General features: G+C 72.6%; 20 protein-coding genes. 8 read left to right on the top strand and 12 right to left on the bottom strand.

Features of this window, described 5'->3' with window-relative positions; genetic code table 11:
• Nucleotides 1–62 precede the first annotated feature (62 nt).
• A complete protein-coding gene (ligD, locus tag ACFRAV_RS19685; protein ID WP_382557282.1) occupies nt 63–944 on the bottom strand; it encodes a non-homologous end-joining DNA ligase in 882 nt (293 codons plus the stop codon).
• Between the two features lie 61 nt (nt 945–1,005).
• On the opposite strand from ligD, the gene ACFRAV_RS19680 reads away from it, so the two are divergent.
• The gene (locus ACFRAV_RS19680; protein ID WP_382557280.1) at nt 1,006–2,031 is read left to right on the top strand and encodes a Ku protein; all 1,026 of its coding nucleotides are present in this window, start codon (nt 1,006–1,008) and stop codon (nt 2,029–2,031) included.
• Between the two features lie 84 nt (nt 2,032–2,115).
• Here the strand turns inward: ACFRAV_RS19680 and ACFRAV_RS19675 are convergent, their stop codons facing one another.
• Nucleotides 2,116–3,195 (bottom strand): PucR family transcriptional regulator, encoded by a 1,080-nt coding sequence (locus ACFRAV_RS19675; RefSeq protein WP_382557277.1) that lies wholly within the window; start codon nt 3,193–3,195, stop codon nt 2,116–2,118.
• A 353-nt stretch (nt 3,196–3,548) separates the two neighbouring features.
• Here ACFRAV_RS19675 and ACFRAV_RS19670 point away from each other — a divergent pair, with 353 nt between their 5' ends.
• Together ACFRAV_RS19670 and ACFRAV_RS19665 are read left to right on the top strand one after the other, a co-directional pair.
• Complete coding sequence (locus tag ACFRAV_RS19670) at nt 3,549–3,680, top strand: hypothetical protein (RefSeq protein WP_382557274.1); 132 nt, start codon at nt 3,549–3,551, stop codon at nt 3,678–3,680.
• Nucleotides 3,681–3,794: 114 nt separating this feature from the next.
• A complete protein-coding gene (locus ACFRAV_RS19665) occupies nt 3,795–4,616 on the top strand; it encodes a hypothetical protein (RefSeq protein ID WP_382557271.1) in 822 nt (273 codons plus the stop codon).
• Between the two features lie 53 nt (nt 4,617–4,669).
• Here the strand turns inward: ACFRAV_RS19665 and ACFRAV_RS19660 are convergent, their stop codons facing one another.
• The 3 genes from ACFRAV_RS19660 to ACFRAV_RS19650 form a co-directional block, all read right to left on the bottom strand.
• Complete coding sequence (locus ACFRAV_RS19660) at nt 4,670–4,894, bottom strand: tautomerase family protein (RefSeq protein WP_382557268.1); 225 nt, start codon at nt 4,892–4,894, stop codon at nt 4,670–4,672.
• A 28-nt stretch (nt 4,895–4,922) separates the two neighbouring features.
• Entirely contained in the window at nt 4,923–5,246 is a 324-nt protein-coding gene (locus ACFRAV_RS19655; RefSeq protein WP_382557265.1) for a hypothetical protein, read from the bottom strand.
• 217 nt (nt 5,247–5,463) lie between these two features.
• Entirely contained in the window at nt 5,464–5,652 is a 189-nt protein-coding gene (locus ACFRAV_RS19650; protein ID WP_382557263.1) for a hypothetical protein, read from the bottom strand.
• A 106-nt stretch (nt 5,653–5,758) separates the two neighbouring features.
• Here ACFRAV_RS19650 and ACFRAV_RS19645 point away from each other — a divergent pair, with 106 nt between their 5' ends.
• The 3 genes from ACFRAV_RS19645 to ACFRAV_RS19635 all read left to right on the top strand — a co-directional run bounded on the left by ACFRAV_RS19645 (nt 5,759) and on the right by ACFRAV_RS19635 (nt 7,066).
• Complete coding sequence (locus ACFRAV_RS19645; protein WP_382557261.1) at nt 5,759–6,223, top strand: hypothetical protein; 465 nt, start codon at nt 5,759–5,761, stop codon at nt 6,221–6,223.
• A 190-nt stretch (nt 6,224–6,413) separates the two neighbouring features.
• Nucleotides 6,414–6,587, top strand: a complete 174-nt coding sequence (locus tag ACFRAV_RS19640) for a hypothetical protein (RefSeq protein ID WP_382557258.1) — start codon at nt 6,414–6,416, stop codon at nt 6,585–6,587.
• A 17-nt stretch (nt 6,588–6,604) separates the two neighbouring features.
• The gene (locus ACFRAV_RS19635; RefSeq protein WP_382557256.1) at nt 6,605–7,066 is read left to right on the top strand and encodes a hypothetical protein; all 462 of its coding nucleotides are present in this window, start codon (nt 6,605–6,607) and stop codon (nt 7,064–7,066) included.
• 95 nt (nt 7,067–7,161) lie between these two features.
• Here the strand turns inward: ACFRAV_RS19635 and ACFRAV_RS19630 are convergent, their stop codons facing one another.
• The 3 genes from ACFRAV_RS19630 to ACFRAV_RS19620 all read right to left on the bottom strand — a co-directional run bounded on the left by ACFRAV_RS19630 (nt 7,162) and on the right by ACFRAV_RS19620 (nt 8,954).
• Nucleotides 7,162–7,383: a hypothetical protein gene (locus ACFRAV_RS19630; protein ID WP_108954394.1), complete on the bottom strand. Its 222-nt coding sequence runs from the start codon at nt 7,381–7,383 to the stop codon at nt 7,162–7,164.
• Between the two features lie 197 nt (nt 7,384–7,580).
• Nucleotides 7,581–8,192, bottom strand: coding sequence for a M23 family metallopeptidase (locus tag ACFRAV_RS19625; RefSeq protein WP_382557254.1), 612 nt, complete (start codon nt 8,190–8,192; stop codon nt 7,581–7,583).
• Between the two features lie 372 nt (nt 8,193–8,564).
• Nucleotides 8,565–8,954: a VOC family protein gene (locus tag ACFRAV_RS19620; RefSeq protein ID WP_382557251.1), complete on the bottom strand. Its 390-nt coding sequence runs from the start codon at nt 8,952–8,954 to the stop codon at nt 8,565–8,567.
• A 104-nt stretch (nt 8,955–9,058) separates the two neighbouring features.
• Here ACFRAV_RS19620 and ACFRAV_RS19615 point away from each other — a divergent pair, with 104 nt between their 5' ends.
• Complete coding sequence (locus ACFRAV_RS19615) at nt 9,059–9,847, top strand: TetR/AcrR family transcriptional regulator (protein WP_382557249.1); 789 nt, start codon at nt 9,059–9,061, stop codon at nt 9,845–9,847.
• A gap of 182 nt (nt 9,848–10,029) precedes the next feature.
• Here ACFRAV_RS19615 and ACFRAV_RS19610 read toward each other — a convergent pair whose 3' ends face one another.
• The 3 genes from ACFRAV_RS19610 to ACFRAV_RS19600 all read right to left on the bottom strand — a co-directional run bounded on the left by ACFRAV_RS19610 (nt 10,030) and on the right by ACFRAV_RS19600 (nt 12,529).
• Complete coding sequence (locus ACFRAV_RS19610; protein WP_382557246.1) at nt 10,030–10,824, bottom strand: SDR family NAD(P)-dependent oxidoreductase; 795 nt, start codon at nt 10,822–10,824, stop codon at nt 10,030–10,032.
• A gap of 327 nt (nt 10,825–11,151) precedes the next feature.
• Nucleotides 11,152–11,376 (bottom strand): translation initiation factor IF-1, encoded by a 225-nt coding sequence (gene infA, locus ACFRAV_RS19605; protein ID WP_351111696.1) that lies wholly within the window; start codon nt 11,374–11,376, stop codon nt 11,152–11,154.
• A 343-nt stretch (nt 11,377–11,719) separates the two neighbouring features.
• Complete coding sequence (locus ACFRAV_RS19600; protein ID WP_382557244.1) at nt 11,720–12,529, bottom strand: GNAT family N-acetyltransferase; 810 nt, start codon at nt 12,527–12,529, stop codon at nt 11,720–11,722.
• Between the two features lie 409 nt (nt 12,530–12,938).
• Between ACFRAV_RS19600 and ACFRAV_RS19595 the strand changes: the two genes are divergently transcribed.
• On the top strand, nt 12,939–14,426 hold the full coding sequence (locus ACFRAV_RS19595) for a protein kinase (RefSeq protein ID WP_382557241.1): 1,488 nt from the start codon (nt 12,939–12,941) through the stop codon (nt 14,424–14,426).
• 49 nt (nt 14,427–14,475) lie between these two features.
• Here ACFRAV_RS19595 and ACFRAV_RS19590 read toward each other — a convergent pair whose 3' ends face one another.
• A complete protein-coding gene (locus ACFRAV_RS19590; RefSeq protein ID WP_382557238.1) occupies nt 14,476–15,510 on the bottom strand; it encodes a hypothetical protein in 1,035 nt (344 codons plus the stop codon).
• Nucleotides 15,511–15,682: the final 172 nt, after the last annotated feature.

Here is a 15,682-nt window from a genome sequence, read left to right as displayed (position 1 = left end):
CTGCCCTGGCAGTGAATCCGCGGCTCACCGGCGGGGGACCCAGGCAGCACCCCCGGGCAGGGTCAGGTGGGCAGGGGGGCGGCCGCGTCCGGGGTCAGCAGGCCGGCCATGAGGTCGCCGTCCCGTTCCAGGCGGGCCAGGACGTCCGGCGCCCGCAGGGTCAGCCGTTCCGGCGCGCCGGAGGCGACCTCCTCCCACGACACCGGCGCCGACACCGCCGCCGTGGGCCGCGCCCGCACCGTGTACGGCGTGGCCGTCGTCTTCTTCGCCGCGTTCTGGCTCCAGTCGACGAACACCTTCCCCGGCCGCAGGCTCCGCGTCATCCGGTGCAGCACCAGCCGCGGCATCGCCGCCTCCGCCTCGACCGCCAGCGCCTTCGCGTACGCGCTGGTCCGCTCGGACGACGCGCCCCGCACCGCCGCCAACAGGTGCAGGCCCTTGGAACCGGAGGTCTTCGGATACGCCTCGATCCCGTCCCCGGCCAGCCGGTCCCGCAGCCACAGGGCCACCTCGCAGCACTCCTCCAGCCCGGCCGGCGGCCCGGGGTCCAGGTCGAACACCAGCCGGTCCGCCTCCCCCGGGGCGTCGGCGAGCCACTGGTGGGTGTGGAACTCGGTCACCAGGTTGGCCGCCCACATCAGCGAGGGGAGGTCCTGCACCATCACCATCCGCGAGGGCCCGTCCGACCGCGGAACGTCCGCGGTGGTGACCCACTCGGGCGTACCGGGCGGCACGTTCTTGGAGAAGAACACCTGACCGTGCGGCCCGTCGGGATACCGCAGGAAGGACACCGGCCGGTCCCGCAGATGCGACAGCAGCGCCCCCGCGGCCGTCGCGTAGTAGTGCAGCAGTTCCCCCTTGGTGAAGCCGTCCTCCGGATGGATCACCTTCTCCAGGTTGGAGAGCGGGATCCTCCGCCCCTCCACCTCTGTGATCGGCGTCATACGATGAGAATCCCACGCATCATGGCCATATCGGTGCAACTCCGTCGAAAGGGTGCTGAACGTGCGATCGATCTGGAACGGCGCCATCTCCTTCGGCCTGGTCAGCATCCCGATCAAGCTGGTGAACGCGACCGAGAACCACAACGTCTCCTTCCGGCAGATCCACACCGAGGACGGCGGCCGGATCCGCTACCGCAAGGTCTGCGAGCTGGAGGACAAGGAGGTCAGCCAGTCCGAGATCGGCAAGGCGTACGAGGAGTCCGACGGCTCGATGATCCCCATCACCGACGAGGACCTCCAGCAGCTCCCCATCCCCACCGCCAAGACCATCGAGATCGTCGCCTTCGTGCCGTCCGAGCGGATCGACCCGATGCAGATGGAGTCCGCCTACTACCTCGCGGCCGGCGGCGCGCAGGCCGCCAAGCCGTACACGCTGCTGCGGGAGGCGCTCAAGCGCAGCCACAAGGTCGCCATCGCCAAGTTCGCCCTGCGCGGGCGGGAGCGGCTGGGGATGCTGCGGGTGGTGGAGGAGGCGATCGTCATGCACGGCCTGCTGTGGCCCGACGAGATCCGCCAGCCGGCGGGCGTGGCCCCGGAGGGCGACGTCAAGATCCGTGACCAGGAGCTGGACCTCGCGGACGCGCTGATGGACACGCTCGGCGAGGTCGACATGGACGACCTGCACGACGAGTACCGCGAGGCGGTGGAGGAGATGGTCGCCGCCAAGGCCTCGGGCCAGGAGGCGCCGGCCGTGCCGGAGGCCCCCGCGGGCGGCGGCAAGGTGCTCGACCTGATGGCCGCGCTGGAGAACAGCGTCCGCGCGGCGCAGGAGTCCCGCGGCGAGAGCGGGGAGGTGCGCGAGATGAACCGGTCGCGCACGACGCCGAAGGACACCTCCGGCAAGAAATCCACCTCCACGGCGGCGAAGAAGTCCACCGCCAAGAAGACGGCCTCCTCCCGCGCCGGTTCCGGGGGCTCGGGTTCCGCCTCCTCCAAGAAGTCCACCAGCTCCGGCGGCGGGGGCAAGAAGGCGGCCGCGAAGAAGACCCCCGCGAAGAAGGCGGCTTCGCGCAAGCGGTCCGCCTGAGACCAGGGGTCTGGCGCCTGGGGCCCGAGCTGAGACCAGGGGCCTGGGGCCCGAGGCCGGGAGACCTCACGCCCGGCAGGCCCGTCAGAGTTCCTGCGCGGGCCAGTTGAGGAGGCGGGCGCCGATCGCCGCGGTCTGCAGCGTGTACCGCTGCGCGGGGTCCGCCGCGTCCGCGCCCGTCAGCTTCCGGATCCGCTCCAGCCGGTACGTCAGCGCCCGCACGCTCAGCGACAGCCGCCGCGCCGCCTCGGCCGCCACGCACCCGGAGTCGAAGTACGCCGTGAGCGTGTCCAGCAGCGGCTGCGCCCCGCCCCGGGCCCCCCGCAGCGGTCCCAGCGCGCTCAGCACCAGGTCCGCCAGCGCCTGCCGGTCCCGCGCCAGCACCGGGTAGACCAGCAGGTCCGCCGCCATCAGCACCGGCCCGTCGAACCCCAGCCGCTCCGCCATCTCCAGGGTGCTCAGCGCCTCCTCGTACGACTGGACGACGCCCCCCGGGCCACCGTGGGACCGCCCGACCGCCACCCGCCCGCCGTCCGTCGCCGCGAACGCCTGCTTGGCGAACCAGTTGAGGACGTCCTCCGCGTCGCCCGGCGCGACGCACAGCAGCCGGCCGTCCTTGGTGGTGACCAGGATGCGCCGGCTGTCGAACCGCGCGGTCACCGCCCGCGCCACCCGCCGCGGCACCGCGTCGCCCTCCTCGTACGCGGCCGGCCCTTCGGCCACCGCCACCGCGTGCGCCCGCGCCAGCCGCAGCCCGAACCGTTCGGCGCGCTCGGCCAGCCGGCCCAGATCGCTGCGGCCGAGCAGCAGGTCGTCGATGAACTCCCGCCGCGCCGCCTCCTCCTGGCGGATGGCCTGCCGCTGCGCCCGCTCGTACCCCTCGGCGAACGAGTCGACCGCCTGCTGCACCGCGGCCAGCGCGCAGTCCGCCGAACTCGAGGCCGCGGCCCACCCGTTGGCGGAGGAAGGCCACGCGTCCCGGGCCGCCGCGAGGTGCGCGCTGACCATCCTGCGCAGCCCCAGCCCGGCCTCCGCGGCCTGCTCGCCCAACTCGCGCCGCGACTCCAGCTCGTCGCGGCTCAGACGGCGCCCGGTGGCCGCGACCTCCGCGAGTATCCGGTCGAACCCCGCCAGGAACGTCGCCGGTTCCACCCCGGACGGCATCGCCCCACCCCCGATCTTGACGTGTTCTTGACGCTTCTCCGGAAGGCTGACCTTAGTCAACGCTGCCGGAATGCGGCAATGCGGGGGCGTGGCACCGCAGTTCATGATGAGGGGAGGGAGCACGACGGATGACTCCGGTTCCGGACCCCGGCAGTGCGCGGCCGTCCGGGACCGGAGCCCTCGTCCGAGCCCTACGCGTCGCGTGGACCGCACCGGCTGTCGGTGCCCCGTGCCACGCTGCACCGCGACCACGACCACGACCACGACCGCCCCCTGACCGCGACCGAGCCGCCCGCCTCCGCACGCCCGGGCCGGCCCGCCTCCGCACGCCCGCGAAGGAAGGAGATCCTCCGATGGCCCCTTACCTGATCCCCGTGGCCCCCGCCCTCCTGCTGATCGCCGTCTCCACGGCGTTCCAGATGCGCCGCGACCGCCGCTGCGTCGAGGCATTCCTGCCGTGTGACGAGAACGAGCCGTTGAGCTGACGGTCCACCGGTTTCGGCCCCGTCGGCCTCCACGTTTCGCTAGGGTCCCCGACGGACCGGCAGCCCTCCACCTGGCTGCCCGTCCGTATGCCCGTCGACCGAGAAGGCCTCGCCGTGTCATCCGAACGCCCGCAGTCCGCCGCGCCCGACACCACCGTGGGCGGCGGCCCCGCCCCGGCGGTCCGCCGTCACCGTCTGCTCCGCGTGCGCGCGGTCCTCACGGTGTGCGCCCTGGCCTCCACGGTGCTGCTCACCGCCGCCTGCGGAGACAGTTGCGCCTCCACCACGCGCAAGGGGCGCTCCGGCGGATCGTCGGGCGGCTCCTCGTCCTGCTCGGGGTCCACCGGCTACAGCGGGAGCCACCACAACGACTACGACGATGACGACGACTACGGATCGGGCTCCGGATCCGGCTCGGACGACTCCTCGGACGCCTCCGGGTCCGACGACTACTCGCCTCCGGCCGAGAGGTTCCCCGCCCAGGCGCGGCCCGGCAACGCCACCCAGATGCTCACCGTGCAGCTGAACGCCCAGTACGGTCCCGAACTCACCGCTTGGCGCAAGGACGCGAACGGCGACTGGGCCGTGGCCTTCTCCGCCTTCTCGCCGGGCGAGTTCGACTACGACATCCCCGACGGCACCTACCCCGTCACGACCGCGTTCGGCAACGCCGAGCCCCCCTCCGGCACGACGTTCCCCTACCGCCGCGTCACCACGGGCACGTACCAGGGCCTCAAGCTGCCGGTGCCGGACGAGAGTCCGCTCTACGGCATCGTCGTCGACACGGACAGGCCGGAGAGCACGCTCGTCCACGGCACCGTCACCCCCGGCGAGGCGGACATGGGCATCAGCGACACCGACATGGAACGCGTGCTGACCTGGCTGAACCCGACCGCGCACCCGCGCATCGCCTTCATCGGCGGCTACGGCGACTAGGCCGGCCGGGAGGCCGGTCGGTCAGTGGTCCGGCCGGTCAGCGGTCCGGCCGGTCAGTAGTCCGGGAACTGGACGAGCCGGTCCTTCCGCCCCGTGATCTCCGGCTGGTACACCTCGGCGTCCCAGTCCTCGCGCTCCACCGGCTCGAGCCCGATCGACACGGCCCCCTGCCGCACCCCGAACGCCTCCTGCACCGCCTCCGAGACCCGGGCCGCCAGCCGCGCCCGGGTCTCGTCGTCGAGGTCCTTGGGGAAATGCTTGATGATCACGTGCGGCATCCGCCGGTCCTCCGTCTCGTCGTCGGCGTCAACCTTCGCAGGCGCCCTCGGCGCTCGTGACGGTGACCCACCGGTAGCGGATCGAGAGGCGTCCGCCGGCCGTTCCGGTCAGCGTCACGCAGAACTCGGCGTCGGTGCCGTCGGCGGACACGGTGAAGGAGCCCTCGTACCAGCCGGGTTCCCTCTGCTGCCCGCCGCTCAGGTCGACCGTCCCCTCGTACTTGCCGCCCGCCCGTTCGATGATCGCCCGCAGTGATTCCTCCGGGTCGTCGATACCGGGCCATGCGGTCGCCGACGCCTCCCGCGCGGACCCGCGGCGCTCACCGCCTCCCGGAGCTCGCCGGCGTTCCATCGGTCCCGGCCGGTGAAGAGCCCGGGCCGCATCACCGCCGTCATGACGACCACCCCGATCACCACGCTGCCGACGGCGAGAGCCCGCCCGACCGGGTTCCGCAGGTTGTACGCGTATCGCCCGTGCCGTCCGACCCGTGCGAACACGGGCTCCCCGCCCTCACCCGGGCGCCCCTGCTCACCCATCCCGTTCCCCTTGCCGGTCTCCGTGGCCCGCGCTACCGCTTGGCGGCCCGGTAAAGGCGCTGAAGCTCGGTCAGCCGCTCCGGCCGCTTCGCCCCGTTGAGCTCTGCCAGCAGGCCGTCCGGGCACAGCTCGTAGTGGTCGCCCCAGTAGTGCCGGCCCCGGTTGTCCCAGATCCGGTACCCGCCCGGCACCCCACGGGCCACGTAACGCCGCTTGGCCACTCTGCCTCCTGTCCTCCCCGGCCGGGGCACAGCAGGACAGGGCGACGTCGAGGCGCAGCCCGATATCCGAGGGCGTCGTCCCACCGGTTCCTGACACCATGCCGCCATGGCCACCCCGTCACCCGACCCCGCGTACGCGATCACCACGATGTACTCCGTGCCCGACGACGCCTGGTACCTGGAGCTGGACCTCGTCGGCACACAGCGCGCCGTCGTCACCGCGATCGTCCCGGACGAGGACCCGGCACGGGAGCCGACGGTCTGCTTCGAGGCGCGGTCGCCGGTGAAGCACCTCGACGTCCCGTACGCGGTGATGGCCTGGTTCATGTCCGTCGTCGAGAAGGAGATCCACCGCTCCCGAGCCTGGATGCGGCTGCGCCCGGATCTGGTGGAGGTGGTCCACGGCCTCCGCCAGGAGCACCTCGGCATCGTGTCGGACGACGACTTCGACGACGTCCTCGCCGAGCTGCGCGGCACCGTGGCGGAGCCGGACCTCCCCGCCGTCCTCGCGGCCGCCTTCGGGAGGACGCCGGACGGGGGCTTCGTGAGCGGCGACCTCACCGCGCCCTGAGGTGCTGGACCGGCGGGGCGGTGTTCCGGGAGGACCACCGCAACCCCGTCGAGGACTACGAGACGGTCCTGGCGCTCAAGGAGCCGGGCTGGAAGGTCACCGCCAACCAGCTCGGCGTCGCCTGCACCGACCTCATGCCGACCCTGCGCGAGCCGGCTGGACGTAGTTCACCTGGCACACCATCGTCACCATGCTGCTGGGTGCCCTCGGCTTCTCGTACATCCTGGGCCACGGTGCCGCCCAGATGATCACCGTCGCCCGCCACGGCCTCGCGGACCGCCCGTTGCTGCTCGCCCTCCTGGCCTTCTGGGTCCTCTCCTTCGTCGTCAAGTCGTACGTGACCCACGTATCGGCGTGGAAGTAACCCGAGAAGGCACGCACATGAACTCGCTCAAGGGCTTCGGAGTCCTCGCCGTGCTCGGCGGTCTGATCGATGCGATGAGCAGGGTCGGCGGCTTCGACCGGCTGGTGCTGGTCTTCACCGTCGCGGTGGTGACCGGCTCGGTCCTGCTGTGGGCGGCCTCGGCCCCGCCGGGCCCGTCAGGACCGCCGCGCCGCCCGCGGGCTGGGCCGTGGCGTCTTGCGCCGGGCGGCCCGGGGCTGAACCTCGGCCCGGGTCGACTCCCGGCGCTGGGTCAGTTCTGCGGAGCCGCCCATGCCTCGGGGGCGAAGTGCTGCGCGTCGTCGAGCCACGGCGTCTCGTCCTCCCCGAAGTCGGGGGCCTGGAACGGCTGGGTCACCGGAGGGGGTGACGACACGGCGGCTGTGCTGTGCTGCTGGGACGCCCCGTCCGGGGCGGAGAACAGCGAGGAGAGTTCGATGAGGGGGACTTCCGTTCGGTGACGGGCCCGCGAGAATCGCGGAACCCGGGTGTCGTGGCTTCCGGCCGGCCGGCCGTGGCCGGTGGCCAGGCGCGACGACGGCGCGGAGGCGCAGGTCTAGAGCTTGCTCATCTTGGCGTACGGGCTCAGGATCCGCTCCTGCGTAGGACCGAAGTCCACCAGCGCGGCGATCCCGTCCTCGATGCCGATCACCCGGCCGAGACCGAACAGGTCGTGCGTGACCCGGTCGCCCACGGCGAAGTGCTTGAGGGGAGGCGCGACCGGAGCCTTGAACGGGCTGGTCGGCAGATGACGTTTAGGTGCTGCTGACTTTGTCATTACTGCCAGTATGCGCCCGACGGGGCGGCTGGGGAGGACCTTGTTCCTGTGAATTGTGCCCGGAGCGGGCGGGGGAGGGGTCCGGCGGCCGTCCGGGCACGCGAAAAGCCCCCCGGCGGGTGCCGGAGGGCCTCTCGTTCACGTGCTGCGGCGACGCTTCCACGAGCCGAGGCGTCCGCGGTCGGTGGGACGACCGGTCAGATCTTCAGGCCGTGGTTGGCGAGGAACTTGGCCGGGTCGACGGCCGAACCGTAGTTGGCGGTCGTGCGGATCTCGAAGTGCAGGTGAGGACCGCTGGAGTTGCCGGTGTTGCCGGACAGGGCGATCTGCTCGCCGGTGTTCACCTTCTCGCCGACGCTCACCTGGATCTTGGAGAGGTGGGCGTACTGCGAGTAGGTGCCGTTGTCGTGCTTGACGACGATGGCGTTGCCGTAGGCGGGGCCGTCGCCCGCGCCCCAGCCGCCGGCCTTGACGACGGTGCCCTCGTGGGCGGCGAAGACCTTGGTGCCGGTCGGGACGGCGAAGTCCTGGCCGGAGTGCTTGTGCGCCCACATGCCGCCGTTCTGGGCGAAGCTGGCGGACAGCTTGTAGTGCTGGACCGGGTCGACCCAGCTCGGCTTGGCGGCCTTCTTGGCCTCGGCGACGGTGTGGACGCCGGTGGCCGCGGTGCCGGCCGCCTCGGGGGCGCCGGCAGCAGTCGCGACTCCGGCACCCAGCACGACCGAGGCTCCCAGGCCGGCTGCCAGGACGGCGGCGCGGGTGCGGAGGGCGGAGGTACCGGTGGTGCGGAGCGTGACGCGCTGGAACATGCGGAACCCTTTGGCTCGGAGATCAGGACTGCCGCCGGTGAACCAGGACGGTGCCCGGCGACGGGTTCATTGGTAACCGGACCCCGGGCCGCCTGACAAAGGTGTGATCTACGAAGCTTCTTCGTAACCGCATGCTTGTCATGCTCTAACACCACAGAACATCTCAAAATGGTGCATAACGGAAACGCGCAGGTGGGGCCGGCGCGAACCGGCCTCACCTGCGCGTGCGGCTGTCGCGGCACCCCCTGTCCGGGCCACTAAGCGTCTTAGGAGGTGACCTGGGTCCTATGGGGCACCTCACCGCCAGGCCCTCATTTCGGGGTGGTTCCGGGCTGCCGGGAGGCGTGCCGGCGTCGCGCCGCCGGGGGCGGATCAGGCGGTCGCGCCACCCTTCCAGTCGACGAGCTGGACGACGACCCCGTTCGGGTCGCGGACCTGGAAGGCGCGCTCGCCCCACTCCTCCACGGTCAGCGGCATGGTGATCGGCACCCCCGCGTCGGTCAGGCGCGCCAGCTCCCCCTCCAGGTCGTCGACCTCGAAGGCCAGGATCAGGCCCTGGGCGTGATCGTCGCGCTGGTCGGCGGGCAGGGTCTCCAGGCCGCGACGCAGGAAGATCACGTTCATGGCGACGTCCTCGCGGCCGAGGGAGGCGAACCCGTCGGCCGCCATCTTCTCGACGAAGCCGAAGTGGTCCTGGAGGAAGGCGCTGGAGGCGACGACGTCCTCGACGTTGAGGGATACGGCGCACGCGGTGATCTTCATGAGGCCTCCTGGGGGGTCCCGACGGGCCGGCGAACCGGCCCGCTTTCTCTGTACGACGTATATTGTACAGCGTTCAGAGAAGGTCTGCGGGGAAAATCAGATCCATGCCGACCGAACGAACCAGCGCGGGCGATCCCGCCAGCACTCTGCGCCTGCTGTGGCGCGACGCCCTGGGGGAGCTGCGGGCCGACGAGCCCGCCGGAACCCGTCGCGGTCCCCGCCGGGCACTGAGCGTCGACGCCGTGGTGGACACCGCGACACGGCTCGCCGACGCCGAGGGTCTGGAGGCGCTCACCATGCGCCGGGTGGCCGGTGAGCTGGGCGTCGTCCCGATGACCCTCTACACCTACGTCCCCGCCAAGGCCGAGCTGCTCGACCTGATGCTGGACGCCGCCTACGCCCGGATGCCGCGTTCGGACACCACCGGGCGCCCCTGGCGGGAGAAGGTGACCGGCGTCGCCGACGAGAACCGCGCGCTGTTCACCCGCCACCCCTGGGCCGCCGCCGTCTCCACCGTCCGGCCGCCGCTCGGGCCGGGACAGATGGCGAAGTACGAGCACGAGCTCGCCGCGTTCGACGGCCTCGGCCTGGACGACGTCACCATGGACGACTGCCTCACCCACCTGCTCGCGTTCGTCCAGGCGAACGCCCGGACCGCTGCCGCCGCGCGGGCCGCCGGAGCCGACGGAGGCATGGACGAGCGGGAGTGGTGGGAGGCCAACGCCCCCCTGCTCGCCCAGGTCCTCGACCCGGCCGTCTACCCCCTCGCCTCACGCGTCGGCACGGCCGCCGGCGAGGCCCACGGCAGCGCGCACGACCCGGACCACGCGTACGCCTTCGGGCTGCGCCGGGTGCTGGACTCCTTCGCGGCGCTGATCGAGGCGAGGGGGTAGGGGGCGAGGGCGGCGGGCCGGGGTCGCCCTTCCGCCGGTCGTCGCCCTTCCGCCGGTCGGGGGCGGGATCGGGGTCGGGGCCCTTCGGCCGGCCGGGGGCGGGACCGGGGCCGGGATCGGGATCGGGACCGGAGCCGGGATCGGGGCCGAGGCCGAGGAGCGGTGCGGCCCCGGCGCGGACCTCAGGCCGCGCGCCCCGCCGCCTCATCCAGCCACGCCACCACGCGCTCGCGGGCCCCGGCATCGAGGGCCTGCTCGTGGGGCTCGGCGCGGTCGAAGCGGTGGAAGTACGCGCCGCGCACGCCCGCCAGCTCCGAGTCGAGTGCGACGCGCAGCACCGGCAGCGTGCCGTCGTCGAGCGTGGACCTGACCGTCAGGGCGCTCTCCCTGACCATGGGGGTGGGCATCTCCCGCGCCGGGTGCACGACGTTCACCGGGACGCCCTCGCGGGCCAGCTCGATCGCGGACATCACCAGCGCGACCTTGCTGCGGCAGTACGCCACCACGCCGTCGTAACCGTGCTCGAAGTCCATGTCGTCCAGATCGACGGGCAGTTGCCCCATGCTGCCGACCTGCACGACGCGGCCGTCCGGCGTCAGCGCACCCGCCAGCTCGCGCGCGACCAGATGCGGCGTGACGGCGTTGACCGCCATCCGCAGTTCGACGCCGGCGGCGTTGGTTCCGCGCACGGTGGGGTCGGCGCCGCCGCCGACGGCCGCGTTGTTCACCACCAGGTCCAGCGGGCCCTCGTCGGCGACCACCGCGCACATCCGCCGGACCGCCGCGTGGTCGGACAGGTCGCACTCGACGACCAGCGGCGCGGGCGCGCCCATCGCCTCCGCGGCCGCCACCAGCTCCTTCCCCCGCACCTCGGCGCGCACCGGCAGCACCAGCCGCCACCCCCGTCGCGCCAGGTCCAGGGCGATCTCCCGCCCCAGACCGGAGGAGGCTCCCGTCACCAGAGCGGTTTTCGGCACCGTGCCCATCATGCGACCCCCGTCAGTTCCGGCACCGTGCGGTGCCTCCGTACCGTCCGCTCGTCAGGTCGACGAACGCGGGGCCGTGACACCACCCCGTCGGCAACAGGCAAGCACAACGGGCGCCGACGCGGCGGCACAACATCGTTTTCAGCGGCGGGCGTCGGGGCCGGGACCGGTGAAGTCGGGTACGGTCCGCCCGAGTTCGCCCCTACAGTGCCGCGCAGACCGCCGACGCCGCCGAGCAGCAGCTCGGCGGCGCCTGAGCCGGCCGCGGCGCGCGTCCGGGTACCGGCACGGAAGCCCGGAGCGCGCGTCGGCGGGTGTTCAGTTGCGGTACCTGAAGAGGATCCGGCCCCGGCTCAGGTCGTAGGGGCTCAGCTCCACGAGCACGCGGTCGAAGGGGAGGATCCGGATGCGGTTCTTGCGGATCTTCCCGCTGATGTGCGCGAGCACGTGGTGCCCGTTCGGCAGCTCCACCGTGAAGGTGGCGTTGCGCATGCACTCGACGACGGTGCCTTCCATCTCCAGGCCGTTCGCTTTCCTTGCCAAGACGTCTCGCTTCCGCGGTGAGTGGTTCGACAGTCCGATGGTTCGACTGCTCGATGTGAGTGGTGTGCCGGTGACCCGGCAGGTGTGGCCTGTCTTTCGTCTGCCCGGTGGTGGCCGGTTCGGTCACCACCAGGACAGACAGGGGCGGTGGCCGCCCCCGGGCGGCAGGACCGTGCACGCGCCCCGGCCGGCGCGACCGCTGCGCGGCCGGGAGGGCCCGCGCCCGCCCCGTGACGGTGGGGCGCATGCGGTCCCGGTCCTGGTCCCGGTCCTGGTCCCGGTCTTGGTCCCGGTCCTGGGCCTGTGACGGGTGGCGCTCGCCGGTGGCGTGATCGGTCGGAGGTCAGGGCCGCACCAGCTCCAGGGAGGCGCCGGCCCGCCGCGCCCCCGCGCCCTCGAGCAGCGCGGTCGCCGCGGCGTGGGACACGTCGGCCTCGGCCCAGGCGAAGCCGACGCCGTCGCGGGCCAGCGTGTCCAGCGCGTGGGCCAGCAGCGCCCGCCCGATACCGCGCCGGCGCTCGTCGGCCCGGACCGCGATCAGCCCGACCTGCGCCCGGCGGCGCACCCGCACCACCCGGACCAGCCCGACGTACGCGCCCTCACCCTCATCGTTCCGTCCGGCGCCGGAGCGTGCCCCGTCCCGGACGGCCACCGCGTACTTCGACGGGTCCACCACCGTGTCGCCGGGCGGCCCCGACACCAGCTCGGCCGGCAGGGTGTGCAGGCCGCCCGCGGCGCCGACCTCCTCCCGGATCGCGCGGTCCAGGGCGCGCAACCGATCCTCGTCCGCCTCCCCGGCGGGCAGGATCGACACCCCCGCCGGGAGCGGCGCCGCGCCGAGTCCCGTCACGCGGGGGTCGGTGGGCAGGTCGTACGCCCACTCCCGGCGTGCGACGGTGAAGCCGAGCCGCTCCCAGCCGACGCGGCGGTCGTGGTCCTCGTCGCCGATCAAGGTGTGCAGCGGTTCGGGGAGATCCGCCAGCATCGCGGCGGCGAGCCGGTCGAAGGCGGCGTCCTGCCACACGTCGACGCTGAGGAAGAGCCGCCCGTCGGGGCGGCGTGAGACGTCGCCCTGGCCGACGACGGTGCCGTCGTCGGCCGCGGCCTCCCACCGGTCCTCCGCGACGCGCGTGACGCTGACTGTGCTGCTCATGGGTGTTCGCCTTCCAGGAGTACCTCGGCAGAGGAAGGCGCTCCCGACGACACCACCTGGGTCAGTCGCACACCGTGACGGAAGGAGGGAGCACCCACCTCGAAACAACGTCGTTCACGGGTCTCACCTCCTTCGAAAGGTCACGGTCGACGGCAAGGTATCTCCGCGGCCCGCGTCCCGTCCAACTCTTTTTCCCCGCACGGCAGTCGGGGGCTCAGGAGCCCACCGGCGGACCCGGCGGACAACGACCTGGCGAGACCGGAAGGCGGTCTGCCGGGACCGGCCGCGCCGACTTCGTCCGGATATCACACCGGACCACGGGGTACCCGCATCGCCACGGCCCAGAGCCGAGCCCGGTCACGCGGCGACAGCAACGGAGATCCAGATGAAGGCCAGCCCCTCTGCAGCCATGCCTATCGCACAGGCATCGGCGGATTCCTGGACCACCCATCTCCTCTGTGGCCGATATCAGCTGGAGGAGAAGATCGGGATGGGCGGCATGGCCGACGTCTACAAGGGCGTCGACACCCGCCTGCAGAGGCCCGTGGCCGTCAAGGTTTTCCGCCCGGGGGCACACCACCAGGCCGAGGACTGCCTCGCCGCCGAGGCGGTCCTGCTCGCCGGCCTGCAGGGCCCGGGCCTGGTCACCGTCTACGACATGGGCCGCCACGACGGGCGCGCCTTCCTGGTCATGGAACTGGTCGACGGTCCCACGCTGCGCGACCTCCTCGAAGGAGGGGCCCTGCCCCAGCGGCGGGTCGCCGAGCTCGGCGCCGCGCTCGCCCAGGCACTCGCCCACGTCCACCGTTCCGGCATAGTGCACCGCGACGTCAAGCCCTCCAACGTCCTGCTCGACACCGCAGCCGGCGCGCCCCACCTGGCCGACTTCGGCATCGCCCGCTTCGTCGACGCCACCCGCCACACCGCCCCCGACGCCCTGACCGGAACCGCTGCGTACCTCGCCCCGGAGCAGGTCGAGGGCAAGAGCATCGGGCCCGCCACGGACGTGTACGCCCTCGGGCTGGTGCTGCTGGAGTGCGTCAAAGGGCGGACGGAGTACCAGGGCACCCCCCTCGAGGCGGCGATAGCCCGTCTCCACCGCCCGCCGCTGATCCCCACCTGGCTCTCCCCGGACCTCGTCGCCCTCATCCGGGCCATGACCCACCTGGACCCCGCCGCCCGCCCCGACGCCGCCCACTGCGCGAAGACCCTCGCCGCCCTGGCCGCCGGGGGCAGCCCTGCCGCGGCCCCGCTGCCGGTCCCGCCGTCGACGAACCTGGCGTTCCCCGTGCGGTCCGCGGAGCCGGACGCCGCGGTCACCCGGTCCGCCCCCCTCCCGGCCGGCCCGCGCCACGGCCGCCGCGTGGCCGTGGGCACCGTCCTCGCCGCCCTCTCCGTGGCCCTGGGCGCGACCGTCGCCCTCGCCCCCGACACCAGCGGCAACAACGACGACACCCGCGCCTCCGCCAGGGCGCCGCAGACCCAGCGCCCCTCCGGCAAGTCGAGCGCCGACGACACCGCCGCCGACAGCACCGGCGACTCCGACCGGGTCCCCCCGACCGTCTCCTACGCCCTCCCGGCCGCCAACCCGATGGGCTCGGCCGGCCGCAAGGCGCGGACCGGCAAGGCGGCCGCCGCGGACCGCGACGCGGAGGGCCACAAGGCCAAGAAGGCCCGCCCCGCCGAGGCCGGCGGCTTGCAGAAGGGCGGCAAGGGAGGCAAGAACGGCAACGGCCCCCGCGGCAACGAAGGCCGCGGAGCCGCCGGGACCCCCGCCACCCCGAGCACCGCACCCACCCCCGCGGACGAACCCGCCGAGACGCCGACGACCACCCCCGACAGCCCGGACCAGACCGAGCAGTCCGAGCCCGCCACGCCCCAGGAGGGCACCGGCTGAGCTGTGGATCAACGGCCGACGGTAACGGCCCTCCGAAGGCGGAAGTTCCTCAACGGGAAGACGTTCGCGGGGCCGGCGGTCCGGTCGGCAGCTTGGCCGAGGCGGGCGCATCGGACCTGTCCGACGCCATCGGAACCGTGGACAGGACATCCGCCTCACGACCAGGCCACGCGAGCGTGACGCCCACTCGGCGGCACAACTCGATCCACCGGGTCTCCTGCGGCTCGTGCTCCACCCACAGCACCGCCCGTACCTCCGGCGCTCCCTCTCGGAGGAGGTCGTGGTAGTCCAGGATCTGCCCCAGTCCGGTACGCAGTTGCCGCGTCTCGTTGACCTCGGTCAGGGACTTGACCTCGCACACCGTCAGAGTGCCCGATGCGTCGCGCCAGGCGAGGTCGAAGTCCGGACCGGTGGCGGACGGCGAGATGACCTCCAGCCCCTGCGCCGCCGCCGTAGCCGCCAGGCGGTTCTGCAGACGCCGATGGGCCCGAAGGTTTCGTCCGGTAAGACCTGCGTCGGCCGGCGCCGGCTGCGCCGGAACCGGTTGGACGGACTCGTCGACGGACTGGTACCGGTTGCCCACCGAGGGACTGGGCGGCTGGGGCCGCTCCACAGGGGCGTCAGGCTGGGTGAGCGTTGTGACCGGCGTGACCGCGTTCCGAGGCGCGCCGCCGAACGCCTCCTCGAAAGCCTGCCATTGCGCGGCGTTCAAGCGGTGCGGATTGCCCGCGAAGAGCGTGCGAAGCGTCGTCGTGCCGTCGAAGCGTGCGTCCGCGGTGAACCGGGCACGAGGCACCGGCGCGTCGAGCCACTGGTCGATCTCCAGCGGCACGTACCAACGTGGCCCCGGATCCTCCTGCCAATAGGCGTTCTCCACCGAGTCGAGGAAGAAGGGCTCGCCGGTGATGTGACCATGGCCGACGAGTCCGCCCTGAGGGCCGGTGAGCCACATGACGAACTGATTGTGCGCGGTGAGTTCCTTCCGGTACCTGGCGACGCTCCAGGACTCCAATTCCTCCTCGTCCCGCCGGAACGCGTCAAGGTCGAAGATGTCGCGATTACAGGTGAGAAGCCAATAAGCCACAGAGGTACCCCCACAGGTGACACGGTGAGCGTGCTGCGTTCGGCGCGTCGGAGAGGCTACGGCACGACCACGACAGCAGGGGACGTTTCGTCGCATGACGGGCTCGAGGCCGAATGTGAACGAGTCAGGTGCCGCCCATCACCAGATCAAACGGCCCGCGGGTCCCGCGCGT

The organism is Streptomyces sp. NPDC056600, assembly GCF_042792855.1.
GTDB lineage: Bacteria > Actinomycetota > Actinomycetes > Streptomycetales > Streptomycetaceae > Streptomyces.
This window is presented reverse-complemented; position numbering and strand designations above follow the sequence as displayed.

What these genes read in the sequence shown, in the direction of transcription:
- ACFRAV_RS19660 (WP_382557268.1), bottom strand. Translation starts at nt 4,894, where the DNA reads ATGCCGCACGTGATCATCAAGCATTTCCCCAAGGACCTCGACGACGAG.
- ACFRAV_RS19640 (WP_382557258.1), top strand. Translation starts at nt 6,414, where the DNA reads ATGCTGCTGGGTGCCCTCGGCTTCTCGTACATCCTGGGCCACGGTGCC.
- ACFRAV_RS19645 (WP_382557261.1), top strand. Translation starts at nt 5,759, where the DNA reads ATGGCCACCCCGTCACCCGACCCCGCGTACGCGATCACCACGATGTAC.
- ACFRAV_RS19675 (WP_382557277.1), bottom strand. Translation starts at nt 3,195, where the DNA reads ATGCCGTCCGGGGTGGAACCGGCGACGTTCCTGGCGGGGTTCGACCGG.
- ligD (WP_382557282.1), bottom strand. Translation starts at nt 944, where the DNA reads ATGACGCCGATCACAGAGGTGGAGGGGCGGAGGATCCCGCTCTCCAAC.
- ACFRAV_RS19595 (WP_382557241.1), top strand. Translation starts at nt 12,939, where the DNA reads ATGCCTATCGCACAGGCATCGGCGGATTCCTGGACCACCCATCTCCTC.
- ACFRAV_RS19600 (WP_382557244.1), bottom strand. Translation starts at nt 12,529, where the DNA reads ATGAGCAGCACAGTCAGCGTCACGCGCGTCGCGGAGGACCGGTGGGAG.
- ACFRAV_RS19635 (WP_382557256.1), top strand. Translation starts at nt 6,605, where the DNA reads ATGAACTCGCTCAAGGGCTTCGGAGTCCTCGCCGTGCTCGGCGGTCTG.
- ACFRAV_RS19620 (WP_382557251.1), bottom strand. Translation starts at nt 8,954, where the DNA reads ATGAAGATCACCGCGTGCGCCGTATCCCTCAACGTCGAGGACGTCGTC.
- ACFRAV_RS19625 (WP_382557254.1), bottom strand. Translation starts at nt 8,192, where the DNA reads ATGTTCCAGCGCGTCACGCTCCGCACCACCGGTACCTCCGCCCTCCGC.
- ACFRAV_RS19670 (WP_382557274.1), top strand. Translation starts at nt 3,549, where the DNA reads ATGGCCCCTTACCTGATCCCCGTGGCCCCCGCCCTCCTGCTGATCGCC.
- ACFRAV_RS19615 (WP_382557249.1), top strand. Translation starts at nt 9,059, where the DNA reads ATGCCGACCGAACGAACCAGCGCGGGCGATCCCGCCAGCACTCTGCGC.
- ACFRAV_RS19630 (WP_108954394.1), bottom strand. Translation starts at nt 7,383, where the DNA reads ATGACAAAGTCAGCAGCACCTAAACGTCATCTGCCGACCAGCCCGTTC.
- ACFRAV_RS19655 (WP_382557265.1), bottom strand. Translation starts at nt 5,246, where the DNA reads ATGGAACGCCGGCGAGCTCCGGGAGGCGGTGAGCGCCGCGGGTCCGCG.